Here is an 18,967-nt window from a genome sequence, read left to right on the forward strand (position 1 = left end):
CATTAGCGATCTTCCGCTCGATCAGGCTACGATGGTTTTTCGATGAGTTATCAGGTCCTTGCACGTAAATGGCGTCCGCGCTCGTTCCGCGAAATGGTCGGCCAGGCCCATGTGCTCAAGGCCTTGATCAACGCCCTCGACAACCAGCGCCTGCACCATGCCTACCTGTTCACCGGTACCCGGGGCGTGGGCAAGACCACCATCGCCCGTATCATTGCCAAGTGCCTGAACTGCGAAACCGGCATCACCTCGACACCATGCGGCACCTGTTCGGTGTGCCGGGAGATCGACGAAGGCCGTTTCGTCGACCTGATCGAGATCGACGCCGCCAGCCGCACCAAGGTCGAGGACACCCGCGAACTGCTCGATAACGTGCAGTACGCCCCGAGCCGTGGGCGCTTCAAGGTCTACCTGATCGACGAAGTGCACATGCTGTCGACCCACTCGTTCAACGCCTTGCTCAAGACGCTCGAAGAGCCGCCGCCCTACGTCAAGTTCATCCTCGCCACCACCGACCCGCAGAAGCTGCCGGCCACCATCCTGTCGCGCTGCCTGCAGTTCTCGCTGAAGAACATGAGCCCGGAGCGGGTGGTCGAACACCTTAGCCACGTACTGACTGCGGAAAACGTGCCATTCGAGACGGATGCCCTGTGGTTGCTGGGCCGCGCCGCCGATGGCTCGATGCGCGATGCGATGAGCCTGACCGACCAGGCCATTGCCTTTGGCGAAGGCAAGGTGCTGGCCGCCGATGTGCGGGCCATGCTCGGCAGCCTTGACCATGGCCAGGTCTATGGTGTGTTGCAAGCGCTGCTCGAGGGTGATGCACGGGCCTTGCTCGAGGCCGTGCGCAACCTGGCCGAACAGGGCCCGGACTGGGCTGGCGTATTGGCCGAGATGCTCAATGTGCTGCATCGCGTGGCCATTGCCCAGGCATTGCCGGAAGCCGTGGACAACGGCCAGGGCGACCGCGACCGGGTACTTGCGCTGGCCGCGGCATTGCCGGCCGAGGACGTGCAGTTCTACTACCAGATGGGCCTGATCGGTCGCCGTGACCTGCCCCTGGCACCGGACCCGCGCGGTGGTTTTGAAATGGTCCTGCTGCGCATGCTGGCTTTTCGCCCGGCCGACACCGACGACGCGCCGAAGCCGCTGCTAAAGCCAGTGGGGATCAGCCAGGCCACAGCTGATCCAGCAACCCCGGTGGCAGCGCCGGCGCTTGCCGCGGTACCGCCAGCCGCTGCCATGCAACCGGCTGCAGCGGTTGCCGCGCCGCAGTTGCAGGCACCCACGCCGGTGGTTCCAGCACCACTGCCGGTTGATGCACCTGTGCCGCCGGCTGAGCCAGCCCCCGTTATCGAACCCGAGCCGCAAGCCGAGCCCGAGCCGGAGCCAGTTGCCGTCGCAGAGGTGGTTGACCTGCCATGGGAAGAGTCGGAGCCGGCAGCGCCTGAGCCCGCGCCTGCACCGCCGCCTGCGCCCGCGCCGATGCAGGCGGCCCCGGCCCACGACGACGAGCCGCCCTTCGACCCGTCGGCCTATGCTGCCGTGGGCATGGACCGCGACGATGAGCCGCCACCGGACGAAGACTATTATGGCGGCGAAAACGACCCGGTCGGCTTCAGCTACCTGGACGAGCTGGCCGAACACGTCCAGGAAGAGGCGCCCAAACCAGTCGCCGAGCCGCTGCCAGCGGCCAAGCCGGCTACCGGCCTGGCCCTGCAATGGCTGGAAATGTTCCCCCAGTTGCCTGTGTCCGGTATGACAGGCAACATCGCAGCGAACTGTACCTTGATCGCCGTCGATGGCGACGACTGGCTGCTGCACCTGGACCCTGGCCAAGGGGCGCTGTTCAATGCCACCCAGCAGCGACGCCTGAACGAAGCGCTCAACCAGCACCTGGGGCGTACGCTGAACCTGCGTATCGAGCTGATTCAGCCCGAGCAGGAAACCCCGGCCCAGGCGGCAGCGCGCAAGCGCAGGGAGCGTCAGCACGATGCAGTGGTGTCGATCGAGCAGGATCCGTTGATCCAGCAGATGATCAAGCTGTTCGGTGCCAAGGTGCGGCAGGATACTATTGAACCTGTAGAGGCCCTGGCCAATCAGGGCCAGTAACGGATAACCATGCGGCTGGCCAGGTGCCGGCCGCATCACATGACCCAATCGAGGTATACCCCATGATGAAAGGTGGCATGGCCGGCCTGATGAAGCAGGCCCAGCAGATGCAGGAAAAGATGCAGAAGATGCAGGAAGAGCTGGCCAACGCCGAAGTTACCGGCCAGTCCGGTGGCGGCCTGGTGAGCGTGGTGATGACCGGCCGTCACGATGTGAAGCGCGTCAGCATCGACCAGAGCCTGATGTCGACTGACGCAGACGACAAGGAAGTGCTGGAAGACCTGATCGCCGCTGCACTGAACGACGCCGTGCGCAAGGTCGAGCAGAACAGCCAGGAAAAGATGGGCAGCATGACTGCCGGCATGCAATTGCCGCCGGGCTTCAAGATGCCGTTCTGAGGGCATTGCATTACCAGGAACCGCCGCTCATGACAGCGGCGGTTTTTTTTTCAGGTGAGATTTCTCCGCGGACGCGGTCTGCTGATTTGACGGCATTGTCACCGCTGGGTATAAACCGCCTCTTATTGAATTGTCAGGCCTTTCCCATGAGCTTCAGCCCTCTCATCCGCCAACTGATCGATGCCCTGCGTATTCTCCCGGGTGTCGGCCAGAAAACCGCCCAGCGCATGGCCCTGCAGCTGCTCGAGCGTGACCGCAGCGGCGGCCTGCGCCTGGCACAGGCCCTGACCCAGGCCATGGAAGGGGTAGGGCATTGCCGCCAGTGTCGTACCCTGACCGAGCAGGAGCTGTGCCCGCAATGCGCCGACACGCGCCGTGACGATACCCAGTTGTGCGTGGTCGAAGGACCGACCGATGTGTATGCGGTGGAGCAGACGGGCTACCGTGGCCGCTATTTCGTGCTCAAGGGCCACCTGTCGCCGCTGGACGGCCTGGGCCCGGAGGCGATCGGCATTCCACAACTGATGGCGCGGATCGAGGAGCAGGGCACCTTCACCGAGGTGATCCTGGCAACCAACCCGACGGTGGAAGGTGAGGCGACTGCGCATTACATTGCCCAGCTGCTGAGCGAGAAGGGCCTGGTGGCGTCGCGCATTGCCCATGGTGTGCCGCTGGGGGGGGAGCTGGAGCTGGTTGACGGCGGAACCCTGGCCCATGCCTTCGCCGGGCGGCGGCCGATTTCGCTCTGAGTCATCGGGGCTGCAAGGCAGCCCCAATTTCCACCTCAATATTCGCTGAGCGAAAACTCGGTCAGGCAGAATGTCGGCACACCCGCCGCCTGCAGTCGGCGCGACCCGTCCAGTTCCGGCAGGTCGATGATTGCCGCCGCCTCGAACACCCGCGCACCGGTCCGACGCACCAGGTTGGCCGCTGCCAGCAGCGTACCGCCAGTCGCAATCAGGTCATCGAAGATCAGCACCGCATCCCCTTCGCACAGGCTGTCGGCGTGCACTTCCAGAAACGCTTCGCCGTACTCGGTCTGGTAGGCCTCGCTCAGCACATCAGCGGGCAGCTTGCCTTGCTTGCGGAACAGGATCAGCGGCTTGTTCAGTTGGTGGGCGATGATCGAGCCGATCAGGAAGCCTCGCGCATCCATGGCACCGATGTGGCTGAACTCGGCCTCGACATAGCGCTCGATGAACTGGTCGGCCACATAGCGCAGCCCGCGCGGCGACTGGAACAGCGGGGTGATGTCGCGGAAGATCACGCCCGGCTTGGGGAAGTCCACTACCGGGCGGATCAGGGCTTTGAGGTCGAAGGCGTCGCTGTGCATTGTTGCGGGTATCCTGGGAAAACGAATGCCCAAGTATACCTGCTAAACGCCGCCTCAGGCCTCCATCGCACCGCCGGCCAGCGCGCACAGCTGGATCGGGTCGAGGATGTGCACTTCCTTGCCTTCGGCGCGGATCAGGCCGTTCTGCTGGAAGCGGGTGAACACCCGCGACACGGTTTCCACGGCCAGGCCAAGGTAATTGCCGATTTCGTTGCGCGACATGCTCAGGCGGAACTGGTTGGCCGAATAGCCGCGGGCACGGAAGCGCGCCGAAAGGTTGACCAGGAAGGTGGCGATGCGCTCGTCAGCGGTCTTTTTCGACAGCAGCAGCATCATTTGCTGGTCATCGCGGATTTCCCGGCTCATCACCCGCATCAGCTGGCGACGTAGCTGGGGCAGCTGCACCGACAGTTCGTCGAGGCGCTCGAAGGGGATTTCACACACCGAGGTGGTTTCCTGCGCCTGGGCCGACACCGGATAGGCCTCGGTGTCCATGCCCGACAGGCCGACCAGCTCGCTGGGCAGGTGGAAGCCGGTGATCTGCTCTTCGCCGCTGTCGCTGAGGCTGAAGGTTTTCAGGGCGCCGGAGCGTACCGCGTAGACCGAGCCGAAGTTGTCGCCCTGGCGGAACAGGAACTCGCCTTTCTTCAGCGGCCGCCCGCGCTTGACGATTTCGTCAAGTGCATCCATGTCTTCGAGGTTCAGCGACAGGGGCAGGCACAGGGGGGCCAGGCTGCAGTCCTTGCAATGGGCCTGGTTGTGTGGGCGCAGTTTGACTGGCTCGGACATTTTCTTCGATCCTTGTGGGAAAGCACACATAAGACGTAAGGGTAACTCACGGCATAGGTAGTAGGCCAGCGTGCGCTGTCGTGCGGCGAACTGGCCAGGCCCCGGTGCGTGTGCCGGGGCCATTACTGTGCCCATAGTGTGCCTGGCGAGGAAGCTTGTCCATGCGGTCGAACGACTCGGTTTCAGATTACCCGGGAAAAGCGCTGGCGGTTGTGCTGCCCCAGGTAGGCATCGAACACCATGCACACCGAGCGTGCCAGCAGGCGCCCGGCCGGCAGGATGCGGATGCCCTGGTCGTCCAGGCGGATCAGGCCGTCGCGCTGCAAGGTCAGCAGTTCTGGCCAGAGGTCATTGAAGTAGCCGCGGAAATCGATGCTGAAGGCCTGCTCGATCGGCTCGAAGTCCAGCTCGAAATGGCAGATCAGCTGCTGGATCACCGCCCGGCGCAAGCGGTCGTCGTGGTTGCAGATCAGCCCGCGCTGGGTGGCCAGTTGGGCGTTGGAAAGGCTGTCCTGGTAGGTGTTGAGGTCACTGCTGTTCTGGCAGTACAGGTCGCCGATCTGGCTGATGGCCGACACGCCCAGGCCGATCAGGTCACAGTGGCCGTGGGTGGTATAGCCCTGGAAATTGCGCTGCAGAGTGCCTTCTTCCTGGGCGATGGCCAGCTCGTCGTCGGGTAGGGCGAAGTGGTCCATGCCGATATAGCGATAGCCGGCTGCGGTCAGCTGGTCGATGGTGGCATGCAGCATCTCCAGCTTGGCGGTTGCGCTGGGCAGGTCATTGCTGTCGATGCGCCGTTGCGGCATGAAGCGTTCGGGCAGGTGAGCGTAGTTGAATACCGACAGGCGGTCGGGTTGCAGGCGGATCACCTCCTCGACGGTACGGGCGAAGCCTTCCGGGGTCTGTTTGGGCAGGCCGTAGATCAGGTCGAGGTTGATCGAGCGGAACTGCAGGGTGCGCGCGGCCTCGATCAGGGTCCGGGTCTGTTCCAGGCTCTGCAGGCGGTTGACTGCGCGCTGCACGGCCGGGTCGAGGTCCTGCACGCCGAGGCTGACGCGGTTGAAGCCCAGTTCGCGCAGCAGGCCCATGGTCGACCAGTCAGCCTCGCGGGGGTCGATCTCGATGCCGTAGTCACCGGAGTCGTCGTCCAGCAGGTGGAAATGCTGGCGCAGGGTGGCCATCAGCTGGCGCAGTTCCACATGGCTGAGGAAGGTCGGGGTGCCGCCGCCGAAATGCAGCTGTTCGACTCGTTGCCTGGGGTCGAGGTGGCAGGCGATCAGCTGGATTTCCTGTTCCAGGCGCTGCAGGTACGGCGCGGCACGGGCCCGGTCCTTGGTAATGACTTTGTTACAGGCGCAGTAGTAACAAATGTTTGCACAGAACGGCACGTGCACGTACAGCGACAGCGGGCGCACGGCCCGACGGCTCTCGCGCAGGGCGTGGAGCAGGTCGAACGAGCCCACTTCGCTGTGCAGTTGCACGGCGGTCGGGTATGAGGTGTAGCGTGGTCCGGCCAGGTCGTAGCGGCGGATCAGGTCGGTATCCCAACGTAGGTCGTCGAGCATGAGGGCGGTCCCCGGAAAGAGCAGCAATGCACCGGAGTCTAGGGTTGTCTGCAGGAATCTGTGTTGATTTGTATCAAGGTGAATCGGCGGCGGATTGCGAGGCCGCAAAGCGGCCTCCTTCAGTGCCCCATCAGCCAATGCTGGTGCGGCCCGGGCAAGGTCCAGATGCCAAACAACATCACCAGCACTCCGCCAGTCACGCGCACACTGCGTCGTTTCAACAAAGTGTTGACCCGTTCTGCCGCCAGCCCGGTCGCCAGCAGCACCGGCCACGTTCCCACCCCGAACGCCAGCATCAACGCTGCGCTGTGCCCGGCGTTGCCCTGGCTGGCCGCCCACAGCAAGGTGCTGTATACCAGCCCGCATGGCAGCCACCCCCATAGTGCCCCGAGCAGCAATGCGCGCGGCAGGCTGGACACCGGCAGCAAGCGCGATGCCACGGGCTGGATATGCCGCCACAGTCCGCGGCCCAGCGCCTCGATGCGGGTCAGCCCGCTCCACCAGCCGGCCAGGTACAGCCCCATGACGATCAACAGCAGCGCCGCCAGCACCCGCAGCGCCAGGGCCGCAGGGCTGCTGGCCACGGCCCAGCCGGCCAGGCCCAGCAGCAGGCCGGCACAGCCATAACTGAGCACCCGGCCAAGGTTGTACGCCAGCAGCAGGCGCAGGCGCCGGCCGCGTTGTTCCGGGGGAATGGCCAGGGTCAGCGCGCCCATCAGGCCGCCACACATGCCCAGGCAGTGGCCGCCGCCGAGCAGGCCGAGGATCAATGCCGAGCCGAGCAGGGCAAGCAGGTCAGGCACGGGGTGGCGGTTCCTTGGCGGGGGCGGCCTGGCCGTCGTCAGGCGCTACTGCCGCCTGGTGGCGCGGGTCCTGGTCGTCGAACAGGATGCTGTGGGCAGGGCTTTCGAGGTCGTCGTACTGGCCGCTGTCCACCGCCCAGAAGAAAATGTACACGGCCACGCCAACCAGCAGCAGTGCGGCGGGGATCATGACATAGAGGGCGGGCATGATGGCTTTCTCCCAGGCAAGGACGCTTCATTCGTAGGCAGGCCCGGTGCCAGCGGCGCGCGGGTCAGGCGCATGGCATTGAGCACCACCACCAGCGAACTGATCGACATGCCGATGGCCGCCCACACCGGGGTGATCCAGCCGAGCGCGGCGAACGGCAACACCAGGCCATTATACAGAGTCGCCCACAACAGATTCTGGAGGATGTTGCGGCGGGTGCGGCGGGCCAGCTCGAAGGCCTGTACCAGCGCCGACAGGCGGTTGGACAGCAGTACGGCATCTGCGCTGGTCTTGGCCAGGTCGGTGGCACTGCCCATGGCTATGCTGATGTCGGCGGCGGCCAGCACTGGTACGTCGTTGACCCCGTCGCCCAGCATCAGCACCTTGCGCCCGGCCGTCTGCAGCGCCTTCAGCCGGTCCAGCTTGTCGTCCGGGCGCAGGCCGCCGATGGCCTGGTCGATGCCCAGCTGTGCGGCGACTTCGGCAACCATCGGCGAGCTGTCACCGGATAGCAGCAGCGTGCGCCAGCCACGGGCCTTGCAAGCGTCCAGCAGGGCAGGGGCATCGTCGCGCAGGCGATCATCCAGGCCGAACCAGGCCAGCGGCCCTTGGCGGTCGCCCAGCAGCAGCCACTGGCCGCGCGGTTCCGGTACGGCGGGGGGCGCTGCGCCGCTCAGGGCGCTGACGAAGGTGGCCTGGCCAATGCGCAGCAGCTGGCCTGCCACCTGGCCTTCCAGGCCCAGGCCCGGCACGCTCTGCACATCGTCGGCAGGGCTGGCGCTGCGGCCGAAGGCACGCGCGATGGGGTGTTCGGAGCGGTTTTCCAAGGCCGCGGCCAAGGCCAGGCAGCGCTCGGCCGGCAGGTTGCCGAGCGGGCGGATGCTGCGCAAGGTCAGGCGGCCTTCGGTCAGTGTGCCGGTCTTGTCGAAAACCACCGTGTCGATCTGGTTCAGGCCTTCCAGCACATGGCCACGGGTAACCAGCAGGCCAAGCTTGTGCAAGGTGCCGGTGGCGGCGGTCAAGGCCGTGGGCGTGGCCAGGGACAGCGCGCAAGGGCAGGTCGCCACCAGCATGGCCAGCACGATCCAGAACGCCCGCGCCGGGTCCAGGTGCCACCACCACAGGCCGATGGCCAGGGCGGCGAGCAACGAGCAGAGCAGGAACCACTGCGAGGCGCGGTCGGCGATTTCGGCCAGGCGCGGTTTTTCAGTCTGCGCACGCTCCAGCAGGCGAACGATGGCGGATAGCCGCGAATCGGCGCCCACGGCTTCGACTTGCACATGCAGCGGGCTTTCGACATTCAGCGTGCCGCCGGTGACACGATCGCCGGCGCGGCGTGGTTGCGGCAGGTATTCGCCGGTGAGCAGCGATTCATCGATGCTGGAGCGGCCATCGACAATGCAGCCGTCGGCAGGGATCACCGCGCCTGGCAGCACCTGTACCCGGTCGCCGCGCTGCAGCTCGCTGAGCAGGATGCGTTCGGTGTGGCCGTGGGCATCCAGGCGCAGGCATGAGGCGGGCAGCAGGTTGACCAGTTGCGCAGTGGCCGCTGCCGTGCGTTCACGGGCACGGCGTTCCAGGTAGCGACCGGTGAGCAGAAACAGGGCGAACATGCCCACGGTGTCGAAGTACAGTTCGCCGCTGCCGGTGATGGTGGTCCAGATGCCGGCGGCGAAAGCCAGGCCAATGGCCAGCGACACCGAAACGTCCATGGTCAGGTGACGGGTGCGCAAGTCGCGCGCGGCGCCCTTGAAGAACGGCGCGCAGCTGTAGAAGACGATGGGGATGGTGAGAAACAGTGCCACCCACCTGAGGATGGTGTGCAGTTCGGGCGACAGGTCGATGTTGAATTCCGGCCAGGTGGCCATGGTTGCCATCATCGCCTGGAACCACAGCAGCCCGGCCACGCCCAGGCGGCGCAGGGCACTGCGGTTCTCGCGCGCCAACTGCTCGGCGGCCTGGTCGGGCTGGTAGGGGTGGGCTGCATAGCCGATCTGGCGCAGCTCGGCGAGCAGGCGCGACAGCGGCAGCAGCTGGTCGTTCCAGGTCAGCAGGAGGCGGTGGTTGGACAGGTTCAGGCGTGCCTCGGCGACGCCGGGCAGGTTGCGCAGGTGTTTTTCGATGAGCCAGCCACAGGCGGCGCAGCTGATGCCTTCGACCAGCAGGGTCGTTTCGGCCAGGTCCCCAGCATGGCGGACGAAGCTCTGCTGAACGTCGCTGCGGTCGTACAGGGTCAATTCGTCCTGGAGTTGTTTTGGCAGTGCTTCGGGGTTGGCGCTGCTGTCGCTGCGGTGCTGGTAATAATGCTCCAGGCCGCCGGCGACGATCGATTCGGCCACCGCCTGGCAACCGGGGCAGCAGAACTGCCGGGGCTCGCCCAGAACCACGGCGGTGAAGCGGCTGCCGGCGGGGACGGGCAGGGCGCAGTGGTAGCAGGGGGTGGGTTGGGTCATAAGGCGAACACAATAATTCTGACGGGAACGTAGGTCCCTGTGGGAGCGGGCTTGCCCCGCGAAAGGGCCAGGCCTGGGAAATGATGTTCACAGGTCAGGCCTTTTCGCGGGGCAAGCCCGCTCCCACAAGGGGGGCGTGATGGTGCAATCATCGGTGTTCGGCACCTTGAAGCGCTTCATCGCCCAGCTGCAAGGTCACGCCATGCTCGACCTTCTCTTCCTCGAACAGCCGCCACACATGCGCGTCCTGGCTGCCGAGCAACTCCACGAAGCGGCGCCCGTCGACCTTGTCTTCCAGTTGCCCCACATAACGCCCGGTTTCGGCACGGCTCAGCAGTACCTTGCGGTCCTTCTCCGGCTGGGTCGGCGAAATCAGGTTCAGCTCCAGGCTCTGCGGGTCGCTGCTGCCGCTCAGGCGCAGCTCCACTTCGCCGGTCAGCTCGTCGAGGTGCACACTGGCCTTCAGGCCCAGTTTCTGCGCCAGCAGTTCACGGTCCAGCGAGCGGTTGATGCCCTTGCCGGCCTCGTAGTAGTTGTCATTGACCAGGTTGTCCGGGTTGCGCACGGCGATGCTGACCATGCTCAGGCTCAGGCATACCGAAGTGGCCAGGATGCCGATGATGATCCAGGGCCAGAGGTGCTTGTACCAGGGGCTGGCGGCGGTGGCAGGCATTGTCGGTTATCTCTCTCAGCGGATCTGTGGGCCGATGAAGCGGCTCTTGGCTTCAACCTGGGCGTCGCTGTCATCGGCGCTCTTGAGGATGAAGGTGACGTCGTTGGTGGTCGAGGGCAGTTTCTCGGGGGCAATCGACAGTTGCACCGGCAGGCTGACGATATCACCGGCCGCCACGCGGATCTCGCGCTGACCTTCGAGCCGGAGGTCCGGCAGGCCGGCGGCGTCCAGCACGTAGACGTGGTCGCGCTGGTCCTTGTTCATCACCTTCAGGCTGTACACGTTCTCGATCCGGCCCTGGGCGTTCTCGCGGTACAGCACGCGGTCCTTGCTGACATCGAAACCGACCAGCGAACGGGTCGCGAAGGCGGTGGCCAGGCCAATGATCATCACCACCAGTACCAACGCGTAGCCGATCAGGCGTGGGCGCAGCAGGTGGGTCTTCTGCCCCGACAGGTTGTGTTCGGTGGTGTAGCTGATCAGCCCGCGCGGGTAGTTCATCTTGTCCATGATGGTGTCGCAGGCATCGATGCAGGCGGCGCAGCCGATGCACTCGATCTGCAGGCCGTCCCGGATGTCGATGCCGGTGGGGCAGACCTGTACGCACATGGTGCAGTCGATGCAGTCGCCCAGGCCGTGGGCCTTGTAGTCCAGGTCCTTCTTGCGCGGGCCGCGGGTTTCGCCACGGCGCGGGTCGTAGGACACGATCAGCGTGTCCTTGTCGAACATCACGCTCTGGAAGCGCGCATAGGGGCACATGTACACGCAGACCTGTTCACGCAGCCAGCCGGCGTTGCCATAGGTGGCGAGGGTGAAGAAGCCGACCCAGAAGTAGGCCCAGCCGTCGGCCTGGCCAGTGAAGAATTCGATGGCCAGTTCGCGGATCGGCGAGAAATAACCGACGAAGGTCATGCCGGTGACGAAACCGATCAGCAGCCACAGGCTGTGCTTGGCGAGCTTGCGCAGGAACTTGTTGCCACTCATGGGCGCCTTGTCCAGCTTCATGCGCTGGTTGCGGTCGCCCTCGGTGACCTTTTCGCACCACATGAAAATCCACGTCCACACGCTTTGCGGGCAGGTGTAGCCGCACCACACGCGGCCGGCGAACACGGTGATGAAGAACAGGCCGAAGGCGGCGACGATGAGGATGCCGGAGAGCAGGATGAAATCCTGCGGCCAGATGGTGGCACCGAAGATGTAGAACTTGCGCTCGGGCAAGTTCCACCACACGGCCTGGTGGCCGCCCCAGTTCAGCCAGACGGTACCGAAGTAGAGCAGGAACAGCACGGCACCGCCGACCATGCGCAGGCGCCGGAACAGGCCGGTGAAGGCACGGGTGTAGATCTTCTCGCGGGAGGCGTACAGGTCGACGGAGTCCTTCCCTTTGCTGGCAGGCGGGGTGACGTCATGTACCGGAATTTGCTTGCTCATCATCAAGTCCCACGGCAGTGGAAAAACGCCGCGGCCAATGCGTGCCGGCCGCAGTCTGGCGCAATCTGCTAGCGCTCTGCGGCCCATGATACGCCGCTGATGGCAGTATGGGGTCGCACTGCGACCTTTAGTCGCGTTGGGTTTGTGGCGTGAATCGTGTTATGGCGGGTGTCAATTGATCCAGGTCATCTGCCTGCAAGAAATGCTATGTCTTTGCCGGCCTCTTCGCGGGTGAACCCGCTCCCACAGGGATCGCACAGGTCCTGAGGCAGTGCAGTACCTGTGGGAGCGGGTTTACCCGCGAAGAGGCCGGGCCTGCTTACTCGGCCTTGGCCGGCGCCTGGTCCTGCTGTGACAGGCTGTACACATAAGCGGCCAGCAAGTGCACCTTGTCATTGCCCTGCAGCTGCGCCTGGGCCGGCATCTGCCCTTGGCGACCGTAACGGATGGTCTGCTGCAACTGAGCGAAGCTCGAGCCGTAGATGAACGCCTGCGGGTGGGTCAGGTTCGGCGCGCCCATGGCAGGGGTACCTTTGCCTTCCGGCCCGTGGCAGGCCACACAGTTGGCGGCGAAGATCTTCTGCCCGTTCTCGACATCGGCCTTCGCGCCTTCCGGCAGGCTGCGGCCATCCAGCTTGCTGACCACGAACGCTGCCACGTCAGCCACGCCCTGGTCGCCGATCACCTCGGCCCAGGCCGGCATCACCCCGTGACGGCCGCCCATGATGGTGGTCTTGATGGTGTCCGGCTCGCCGCCCCAGCGCCAGTCGTTGTCGGTCAGGTTGGGGAAACCGAAGGCACCCTTGGCGTCGGAGCCGTGACATACCGAGCAGTTGGAGGCGAACAGCCGCGCGCCCATTTTCAGTGCTTGCGGGTCCTTGGCCACTTCCTCGATAGGCATGGCGGCGAACCTGGCGAAGATCGGCCCGAAGCGGGCATCGGCCTTGGCCATTTCCTTTTCCCACTCATGCACGCCCGTCCAGCCCGGCTGGCCGTTGGAAAACTCGGTCTGCTTGTCGTTGTCCAGGTACGAATAGCCCGGCAGCACGCCTTTCCAGTTGCCCAGGCCGGGGTACAGCACCAGGTAGCCCAAGGCGAAGATGATGGTGCCGACAAACAGCCAGAACCACCATTTCGGCAGCGGGTTGTCGTATTCCTCGATGCCATCGAAAGCATGCCCGACGGTTTCGTCGGTAACCTCTTCGCGCTGGCCCTTGCGGGTCGACAGCAGCAGCCAGGTCAGCGAGAAGATGGTGCCCAGGGTCAGGACGGTAACGTACAGACTCCAGAAGGTTGTCATTGTTGTTTGCTCCCAGAAGCTTTTGCTTGCTCTTGCTCGACGTGGCGGCAGGCTGAGGGGTCATCCGCGAAGGGCAGTTGGGTCGCTTCGTCGAAGTCCTTTTTCCGCCTTGGGCTGAACACCCATAGCGCCAGGCCCACGAACGCCACCATCACCACGACGGTGCCCAGGCCGCGAATCATCCCGATATCCATCAGCGTCACCGTTTGCTCTTGATGATGGTGCCAAGACCTTGCAGGTACGCGACGAGGGCGTCCATTTCGGTCTTGCCCTTGACCGCGTCGCGGGCCCCGGCGATGTCGGCGTCGCTGTACGGCACGCCAAGAGTGCGCAGCACTTCCATCTTCTTCGCGGTGTCCTTGCCGTCGAGCTTGTGCTCGACCAGCCACGGGTAGGACGGCATCTTCGACTCCGGTACCACGTTGCGCGGGTTGTACAGGTGGGCGCGGTGCCAGTCATCCGAGTAGCGGCCGCCGACCCGGGCCAGGTCCGGCCCGGTCCGCTTGGAGCCCCACAGGAACGGGTGGTCCCAGACGCTTTCACCGGCCACCGAGTAATGGCCGTAGCGCTCGGTTTCGGCGCGGAACGGGCGGATCATCTGCGAGTGGCAGCCCACGCAGCCTTCGCGGATATAGATGTCGCGGCCTTCAAGCTCCAGCGCGGTGCGCGGCTTCATGCCTTCGACGGGTTTGTTGGTGACGTCCTGGAAAAACAGCGGGACGATCTGGGTCAGGCCACCGACGCTCACGGCGATGACCATGAAGAAGGCCAGCAGGCCTATGTTCTTCTCGACGGCTTCATGCTTCATCAGTGCGCTCCCACGACGACGATCTTGGCGGCTTCCTCTGCCTGTACCGGGTTGGCAGCACGCACGGTACGCAGCACGTTGTAGGCCATCAGCAGCATGCCGCTGGCGAAGAACGCGCCGCCCAGGGCGCGGACGATATAGCCAGGGTGGCTGGCCTGCAGGGCTTCGACGAAGGAGTAGGTGAGGGTGCCGTCATCGTTGATGGCGCGCCACATCAGGCCTTGGGTAATGCCGTTGACCCACATCGAGGCGATGTACAGCACGGTACCGATGGTGGCCAGCCAGAAGTGCGCGTTGATCAGGCCGACGCTGTGCATCTGCTCGCGCCCATACAGGCGCGGGATCATGTGGTACACGGCACCGATCGAGATCATCGCCACCCAGCCGAGCGCGCCGGCGTGCACGTGGCCGATGGTCCAGTCGGTGTAGTGCGACAGCGAGTTCACCGTCTTGATGGCCATCATCGGGCCTTCGAAGGTGGACATGCCGTAGAACGCCAGCGAAACCACCAGGAAGCGCAGGATCGGGTCGGTGCGCAGTTTGTGCCAGGCACCGGACAGGGTCATCATGCCGTTGATCATGCCACCCCAGCTCGGTGCCAGCAGGATGATCGACATCACCATGCCCAGTGACTGTGCCCAGTCGGGCAGGGCGGTGTAGTGCAGGTGGTGCGGGCCGGCCCAGATGTACAGGGTGATCAGCGCCCAGAAGTGCACGATCGACAGGCGATACGAGTAGATCGGCCGCTCGGCCTGCTTGGGCACGAAGTAGTACATCATCCCGAGGAAGCCGGTGGTGAGGAAGAAGCCCACGGCATTGTGGCCGTACCACCACTGGATCATCGCATCGGTGGCCCCGGAGTAGGCCGAGTACGACTTGAACAGGCTTACCGGCAGCGAGATGTGGTTGACGATGTGCAGCATCGCGGTGACCACGATGAAGGCGCCGTAGAACCAGTTGCCGACATAGATGTGCCGGGTCTTGCGCTTGACGATGGTGCCGAAGAACACCAGCCCGTAGGTGACCCAGACGACGGCCAGCAGGATCGCCAGCGGCCATTCGAGTTCGGCGTATTCCTTGGTGGTGGTGTAGCCCATCGGCAGGGTGATCAGTGCACCGACGATCACCGCCTGCCAACCCCAGAAGGTGAAGGCGGCCATGCTGTCGGAGATCAGCCGGGTCTGGCAGGTGCGTTGCACCACGTAGTAGCTGGTGCCGAACAGCGCACAGCCCCCGAAGGCGAAAATCACCAGGTTGGTATGCAGCGGGCGCAGGCGGCCGAAGCTGGTCCAGGGCAGGTCCAGGTTCAGTTGCGGCCACACCAGCTGCGAGGCGATGAAGACGCCGAGGCCCATGCCAAGGATCCCCCAGACCACCGTCATGATGGCGAACTGGCGGACGACCTTGTAGTTATAAGCAGTCGGACTGATTGCTGTGCTCATTGCTAAGGTTCCACGGTTTTGATGTTCTTGTTGGTCGAAAATCGGCGCCAGTATTGATAACCACCGTGGTTACCGCAACGCAACTTTGGTACGCCGACCCGTGCCCGAGCCCGTCAACTGATGTCCCGCAGTAGTCGGGCCTGATCGATTGTACACAAATAAATATTTGTAATGTGTACCGTTTTTCATATTTTTCTGATCGATCGGTCAGGCTTTTGTCGAAACGGTGACAGGCCGTGCGCCGTGTCTGCTTCGGTGCTTTCGCAGCGAAGCCCACTGAGGCAACAAGCTTAGTTCTGTTCGGAGGGGGTGCAAGGGAGGGGTAGGGCTGGGAGAGTGCGCAGAAGCGGAGATGAGGGGTTCGATTCTTCTGGCGAGGCAGATATCGAGCGCCGCCCGCGCGGTGCATCGCGGGCGGCGCTCGATCCTACAGGCGCCGAATTTCTCTTGGCGAACTCACTTGGCAGTCACGGTTTCGGCAGCAGCATCCTGCGACAGGCTGTACACATAAGCCGCCAACAGGTGCACCTTGTCATTGCCCTGGATCTCGGCCTGCGCCGGCATCTGACCCTGGCGGCCATAACGAATGGTCTGCTGCAACTGGGCAAAGCTCGAACCGTAGATGAATGCCTGCGGGTGGGTCAGGTCTGGCGCACCCATGGCCGGTGTGCCCTTGCCTTCAGGCCCGTGGCAAGCCACGCAGTTGGCGGCGAATATGGCCTTGCCCTTGGCTGCGTCGGCCCTGGCCCCTTCCGGCAGGCTGCGTTGACCGAGGTCGCTCAGCACGAACGCAGCCACGTCCGCCACACCCTGTTCGCCGATCACTTCGGCCCAGGCCGGCATCACCCCGTGGCGGCCGTTCATGATCGAAGCCTTGATGGTTTCCGCATCGCCACCCCAGCGCCAGGACTGGTCGGTGAGGTTGGGGAAACCATAGGCGCCCTTGGCATCCGAGCCATGGCACACCGAACAGTTGGAGGCGAACAGGCGGCTGCCCATTTTCAGCGCCTGTGGGTCCTTGGCGACTTCTTCCACCGGCATGGCCGCGTACTTGGCGAAGATCGGCCCGAACCTGGCGTCGGCCTTGGCCATTTCCTTCTGCCATTCGTTGGCACCCGTCCAGCCATTTTCATAACCCGGCAGGATGCCCTTCCAGTTGCCCAGGCCCGGGTAGAGGATCAGGTAGCCGACCGAGAACACCAGGGTGCCGACGAACAACCAGAACCACCACTTGGGCAGCGGGTTGTCGTACTCCTCGATGCCGTCGAAGCTGTGGCCCATGGTCTGGTCGGTGGTGCTGTTGCTCTGCCCCTTGCGGGTGCCGAGCAGCAGCCAGGTCAGGCCGATCAGGCTGCCGAGGGTCAGCACGCTGATGTAGGTACTCCAGAAGGTGGTCATTGCCCATTGCTCCTTACAGCAGGTTCCTGCCCGGCAGCGGGCAGGCGGTCGTCGACGAAGGGCAGCAGCCGCGCTTCGGCGAAATCACGGTCGCGGCGGCGGTTGAATACCCACAGGGTGAGGCCGATGAAGGCGATCATCACCACCAGGGTGCCCAGGCCGCGGATCATGCCGATGTCCAGTTCCATCGCACTCACCTCTTGTTCTTGATCGCGGTGCCGAGCACCTGCAGGTAGGCGACCAGGGCGTCCATCTCGGTCTTGCCCTTGAGCGCGTCGCGGGCCCCGGCGATGTCATCGTCGCTGTACGGCACACCGAGGGTGCGCAGGGTGCGCATCTTGGTGTCGGTGTGGCTGTTGTCGACCGGCTGCGCCACCAGCCACGGATACGACGGCATCTTCGACTCCGGTACCACGTTGCGCGGGTTGTACAGGTGGGCGCGGTGCCAGTCGTCCGAGTAGCGGCCGCCGACCCGGGCCAGGTCCGGTCCGGTCCGCTTGGAGCCCCACAGGAACGGGTGGTCCCAGACGCTTTCACCGGCCACCGAGTAGTGGCCGTAGCGCTCGGTTTCGGCGCGGAACGGGCGGATCATCTGCGAGTGGCAGCCCACGCAACCTTCGCGGATGTAGATGTCGCGGCCTTCCAGTTGCAGCGCGGTGTAGGGCTTCATGCCTTCCACCGGCTTGTTGGTGACGTCCTGGAAGAACAGCGGGACGATCTGGGTCAGGCCGCCGATACTGACGGCGAACACCATCAGCAGGGCCAGCAGGCCGACGTTTTTCTCGATGACTTCATGTTTCATCAGGCAGGTCTCCTCAAGCCAGCTGGGCGTTCGCAGGGGCGACATCGAGCGCCGGCGAACGCACGGTGCGCCAGGTGTTCCAGGCCATCAGGAACATGCCGCTGAGGAAGATCGCACCGCCGACGAAGCGCACGATGAAGCCTGGGTGGCTGGCCACCAGGGTTTCCACGAACGAGTAGGTGAGCGTGCCGTCGCTGTTGACCGCGCGCCACATCAGGCCCTGGGCGATACCGTTGACCCACATCGAGGCGATGTACAGCACGGTACCGATGGTGGCCAGCCAGAAGTGCGCGTTGATCAGGCCGATACTGTGCATGCGCTCCTTGCCGAATACTTTCGGAATGGTGTGGTACAGGGCGCCGATCGAGATCATCGCCACCCAGCCGAGAGCGCCGGCATGGACGTGGCCGATGGTCCAGTCGGTGTAGTGGGACAGTGCGTTGACCGTCTTGATGGCCATCATCGGGCCTTCGAAGGTGGACATGCCGTAGAACGCCAGCGACACCACCAGGAAGCGCAGGATCGGGTCGCTGCGCAGTTTGTGCCAGGCGCCGGACAGAGTCATCATGCCGTTGATCATGCCGCCCCAGCTCGGTGCCAGCAGGATCAGCGACATCACCATGCCCAGCGACTGTGCCCAGTCGGGCAGGGCGGTGTAGTGCAGGTGGTGCGGGCCGGCCCAGATGTACAGGGTGATCAGCGCCCAGAAGTGCACGATCGACAGGCGATAGGAGTACACCGGGCGTTCGGCCTGCTTGGGCACGTAGTAGTACATCATCCCCAGGAAGCCGGCAGTGAGGAAGAAGCCCACCGCGTTGTGGCCGTACCACCATTGCACCATGGCGTCGGTGGCACCGGCGTATACCGAGTAGGATTTGGTCAGGCTGACCGGCAGCTCGAGGTTGTTGACCACGTGCAGCATCGCCACGGTCAGGATGAAGCCGCCGAAGAACCAGTTGCCGACGTAGATGTGCTTGGTGGTGCGCTTCATCAGCGTGCCGAAGAACACGATGGCGTAGCTCACCCAGACGATGGTGATCAGGATGTCGATCGGCCATTCCAGCTCGGCGTATTCCTTGGAGGTGGTGTAGCCCAGCGGCAGGCTGATGGCCGCCAGCAGGATCACCAGTTGCCAGCCCCAGAAGGTGAACGCGGCCAGGCCCGGGGCGAACAGGGTGGTCTGGCAGGTGCGTTGCACCGAATAATAGGAGGTGGCGAACAGCGCGCAGCCGCCGAAGGCGAAGATCACCGCATTGGTATGCAGGGGGCGCAGGCGGCCGAAGCTGGTCCAGGGGAGGTCGAAGTTGAGGGAAGGCCAGGCGAGCTGGGCGGCGATGAAGACGCCGAGCCCCATCCCGACGATTCCCCACACCACCGTCATGATGGCGAATTGGCGGACCACCTTGTAGTTATAGGCGGTACTGCTGGTTGTGTTCATGTATGGGTTCCCAT

Annotated in this window: 19 protein-coding genes; 3 read left to right on the plus strand and 16 right to left on the minus strand. The window is 64.3% G+C overall.

Translation table 11 applies throughout. The annotated features are described in order from the left end of the window. Window positions 1–42 precede the first annotated feature (42 nt). The 3 genes from dnaX to recR all read left to right on the plus strand — a co-directional run bounded on the left by dnaX (window position 43) and on the right by recR (window position 3,259). Complete coding sequence (dnaX, locus tag ACVWZT_RS16815) at window positions 43–2,112, plus strand: DNA polymerase III subunit gamma/tau (RefSeq protein WP_457470350.1); 2,070 nt, start codon at window positions 43–45, stop codon at window positions 2,110–2,112. A 62-nt stretch (window positions 2,113–2,174) separates the two neighbouring features. Continuing rightward, complete coding sequence (locus tag ACVWZT_RS16820) at window positions 2,175–2,510, plus strand: YbaB/EbfC family nucleoid-associated protein (protein ID WP_023381418.1); 336 nt, start codon at window positions 2,175–2,177, stop codon at window positions 2,508–2,510. 146 nt (window positions 2,511–2,656) lie between these two features. Next, window positions 2,657–3,259 (plus strand): recombination mediator RecR, encoded by a 603-nt coding sequence (gene recR, locus ACVWZT_RS16825; protein ID WP_003259670.1) that lies wholly within the window; start codon window positions 2,657–2,659, stop codon window positions 3,257–3,259. Between the two features lie 35 nt (window positions 3,260–3,294). On the opposite strand, the gene ACVWZT_RS16830 is transcribed toward recR, so the two are convergent. From ACVWZT_RS16830 to ccoN (ACVWZT_RS16905), 16 genes are all read right to left on the minus strand, one after another. Then, window positions 3,295–3,843: an adenine phosphoribosyltransferase gene (locus ACVWZT_RS16830; protein WP_296231419.1), complete on the minus strand. Its 549-nt coding sequence runs from the start codon at window positions 3,841–3,843 to the stop codon at window positions 3,295–3,297. A gap of 54 nt (window positions 3,844–3,897) precedes the next feature. Next, window positions 3,898–4,632 (minus strand): Crp/Fnr family transcriptional regulator FnrA, encoded by a 735-nt coding sequence (gene fnrA / locus ACVWZT_RS16835; protein WP_015271145.1) that lies wholly within the window; start codon window positions 4,630–4,632, stop codon window positions 3,898–3,900. A gap of 182 nt (window positions 4,633–4,814) precedes the next feature. Further along, window positions 4,815–6,197: an oxygen-independent coproporphyrinogen III oxidase gene (gene hemN / locus ACVWZT_RS16840; RefSeq protein ID WP_457470352.1), complete on the minus strand. Its 1,383-nt coding sequence runs from the start codon at window positions 6,195–6,197 to the stop codon at window positions 4,815–4,817. A 119-nt stretch (window positions 6,198–6,316) separates the two neighbouring features. Beyond that, window positions 6,317–7,000, minus strand: coding sequence for a sulfite exporter TauE/SafE family protein (locus ACVWZT_RS16845; RefSeq protein WP_457470354.1), 684 nt, complete (start codon window positions 6,998–7,000; stop codon window positions 6,317–6,319). Beyond that, window positions 6,993–7,208, minus strand: coding sequence for a cbb3-type cytochrome oxidase assembly protein CcoS (ccoS, locus tag ACVWZT_RS16850; protein ID WP_296231415.1), 216 nt, complete (start codon window positions 7,206–7,208; stop codon window positions 6,993–6,995). Before ccoS ends, ACVWZT_RS16845 begins: the two co-directional genes overlap by 8 nt. After that, on the minus strand, window positions 7,187–9,661 hold the full coding sequence (locus ACVWZT_RS16855; protein WP_457470356.1) for a heavy metal translocating P-type ATPase: 2,475 nt from the start codon (window positions 9,659–9,661) through the stop codon (window positions 7,187–7,189). The genes ccoS and ACVWZT_RS16855 overlap by 22 nt, the downstream gene beginning before the upstream one ends. Window positions 9,662–9,809: 148 nt before the next feature. After that, a complete protein-coding gene (locus ACVWZT_RS16860; protein WP_296231412.1) occupies window positions 9,810–10,334 on the minus strand; it encodes a FixH family protein in 525 nt (174 codons plus the stop codon). Window positions 10,335–10,349: 15 nt separating this feature from the next. Continuing rightward, on the minus strand, window positions 10,350–11,765 hold the full coding sequence (ccoG, locus tag ACVWZT_RS16865; RefSeq protein ID WP_296231411.1) for a cytochrome c oxidase accessory protein CcoG: 1,416 nt from the start codon (window positions 11,763–11,765) through the stop codon (window positions 10,350–10,352). Window positions 11,766–12,084: 319 nt separating this feature from the next. Beyond that, entirely contained in the window at window positions 12,085–13,065 is a 981-nt protein-coding gene (ccoP, locus tag ACVWZT_RS16870; protein WP_457470358.1) for a cytochrome-c oxidase, cbb3-type subunit III, read from the minus strand. Further along, complete coding sequence (locus ACVWZT_RS16875; RefSeq protein WP_296231632.1) at window positions 13,062–13,259, minus strand: cbb3-type cytochrome oxidase subunit 3; 198 nt, start codon at window positions 13,257–13,259, stop codon at window positions 13,062–13,064. Before ACVWZT_RS16875 ends, ccoP (ACVWZT_RS16870) begins: the two co-directional genes overlap by 4 nt. Window positions 13,260–13,264: 5 nt before the next feature. Next, complete coding sequence (ccoO, locus tag ACVWZT_RS16880) at window positions 13,265–13,873, minus strand: cytochrome-c oxidase, cbb3-type subunit II (protein ID WP_289135854.1); 609 nt, start codon at window positions 13,871–13,873, stop codon at window positions 13,265–13,267. Further along, on the minus strand, window positions 13,873–15,315 hold the full coding sequence (gene ccoN, locus ACVWZT_RS16885; protein WP_457470361.1) for a cytochrome-c oxidase, cbb3-type subunit I: 1,443 nt from the start codon (window positions 15,313–15,315) through the stop codon (window positions 13,873–13,875). Before ccoN (ACVWZT_RS16885) ends, ccoO (ACVWZT_RS16880) begins: the two co-directional genes overlap by 1 nt. Before the next feature lie 456 nt (window positions 15,316–15,771). After that, entirely contained in the window at window positions 15,772–16,713 is a 942-nt protein-coding gene (ccoP, locus tag ACVWZT_RS16890; RefSeq protein WP_457470362.1) for a cytochrome-c oxidase, cbb3-type subunit III, read from the minus strand. Then, on the minus strand, window positions 16,710–16,901 hold the full coding sequence (locus ACVWZT_RS16895) for a cbb3-type cytochrome oxidase subunit 3 (RefSeq protein WP_225778595.1): 192 nt from the start codon (window positions 16,899–16,901) through the stop codon (window positions 16,710–16,712). The genes ccoP (ACVWZT_RS16890) and ACVWZT_RS16895 overlap by 4 nt, the downstream gene beginning before the upstream one ends. Window positions 16,902–16,906: 5 nt before the next feature. Beyond that, on the minus strand, window positions 16,907–17,515 hold the full coding sequence (ccoO, locus tag ACVWZT_RS16900) for a cytochrome-c oxidase, cbb3-type subunit II (protein WP_457470364.1): 609 nt from the start codon (window positions 17,513–17,515) through the stop codon (window positions 16,907–16,909). A 13-nt stretch (window positions 17,516–17,528) separates the two neighbouring features. Continuing rightward, on the minus strand, window positions 17,529–18,953 hold the full coding sequence (gene ccoN, locus ACVWZT_RS16905; protein WP_296234573.1) for a cytochrome-c oxidase, cbb3-type subunit I: 1,425 nt from the start codon (window positions 18,951–18,953) through the stop codon (window positions 17,529–17,531). Between the last annotated feature and the right edge of the window lie 14 nt (window positions 18,954–18,967).

It is taken from the genome of Pseudomonas sp. TE21394, assembly GCF_054057835.1.

Coding starts and splice junctions, on each gene's coding strand:
- dnaX (WP_457470350.1), top strand. CDS start 43: ATGAGTTATCAGGTCCTTGCACGTAAATGGCGTCCGCGCTCGTTCCGC.
- ACVWZT_RS16820 (WP_023381418.1), top strand. CDS start 2,175: ATGATGAAAGGTGGCATGGCCGGCCTGATGAAGCAGGCCCAGCAGATG.
- recR (WP_003259670.1), top strand. CDS start 2,657: ATGAGCTTCAGCCCTCTCATCCGCCAACTGATCGATGCCCTGCGTATT.
- ACVWZT_RS16830 (WP_296231419.1), bottom strand. CDS start 3,843: ATGCACAGCGACGCCTTCGACCTCAAAGCCCTGATCCGCCCGGTAGTG.
- fnrA (WP_015271145.1), bottom strand. CDS start 4,632: ATGTCCGAGCCAGTCAAACTGCGCCCACACAACCAGGCCCATTGCAAG.
- hemN (WP_457470352.1), bottom strand. CDS start 6,197: ATGCTCGACGACCTACGTTGGGATACCGACCTGATCCGCCGCTACGAC.
- ccoS (WP_296231415.1), bottom strand. CDS start 7,208: ATGCCCGCCCTCTATGTCATGATCCCCGCCGCACTGCTGCTGGTTGGC.
- ACVWZT_RS16855 (WP_457470356.1), bottom strand. CDS start 9,661: ATGACCCAACCCACCCCCTGCTACCACTGCGCCCTGCCCGTCCCCGCC.
- ACVWZT_RS16860 (WP_296231412.1), bottom strand. CDS start 10,334: ATGCCTGCCACCGCCGCCAGCCCCTGGTACAAGCACCTCTGGCCCTGG.
- ccoG (WP_296231411.1), bottom strand. CDS start 11,765: ATGAGCAAGCAAATTCCGGTACATGACGTCACCCCGCCTGCCAGCAAA.
- ccoP (WP_457470358.1), bottom strand. CDS start 13,065: ATGACAACCTTCTGGAGTCTGTACGTTACCGTCCTGACCCTGGGCACC.
- ACVWZT_RS16875 (WP_296231632.1), bottom strand. CDS start 13,259: ATGGATATCGGGATGATTCGCGGCCTGGGCACCGTCGTGGTGATGGTG.
- ccoO (WP_289135854.1), bottom strand. CDS start 13,873: ATGAAGCATGAAGCCGTCGAGAAGAACATAGGCCTGCTGGCCTTCTTC.
- ccoN (WP_457470361.1), bottom strand. CDS start 15,315: ATGAGCACAGCAATCAGTCCGACTGCTTATAACTACAAGGTCGTCCGC.
- ccoP (WP_457470362.1), bottom strand. CDS start 16,713: ATGACCACCTTCTGGAGTACCTACATCAGCGTGCTGACCCTCGGCAGC.
- ACVWZT_RS16895 (WP_225778595.1), bottom strand. CDS start 16,901: ATGGAACTGGACATCGGCATGATCCGCGGCCTGGGCACCCTGGTGGTG.
- ccoO (WP_457470364.1), bottom strand. CDS start 17,515: ATGAAACATGAAGTCATCGAGAAAAACGTCGGCCTGCTGGCCCTGCTG.
- ccoN (WP_296234573.1), bottom strand. CDS start 18,953: ATGAACACAACCAGCAGTACCGCCTATAACTACAAGGTGGTCCGCCAA.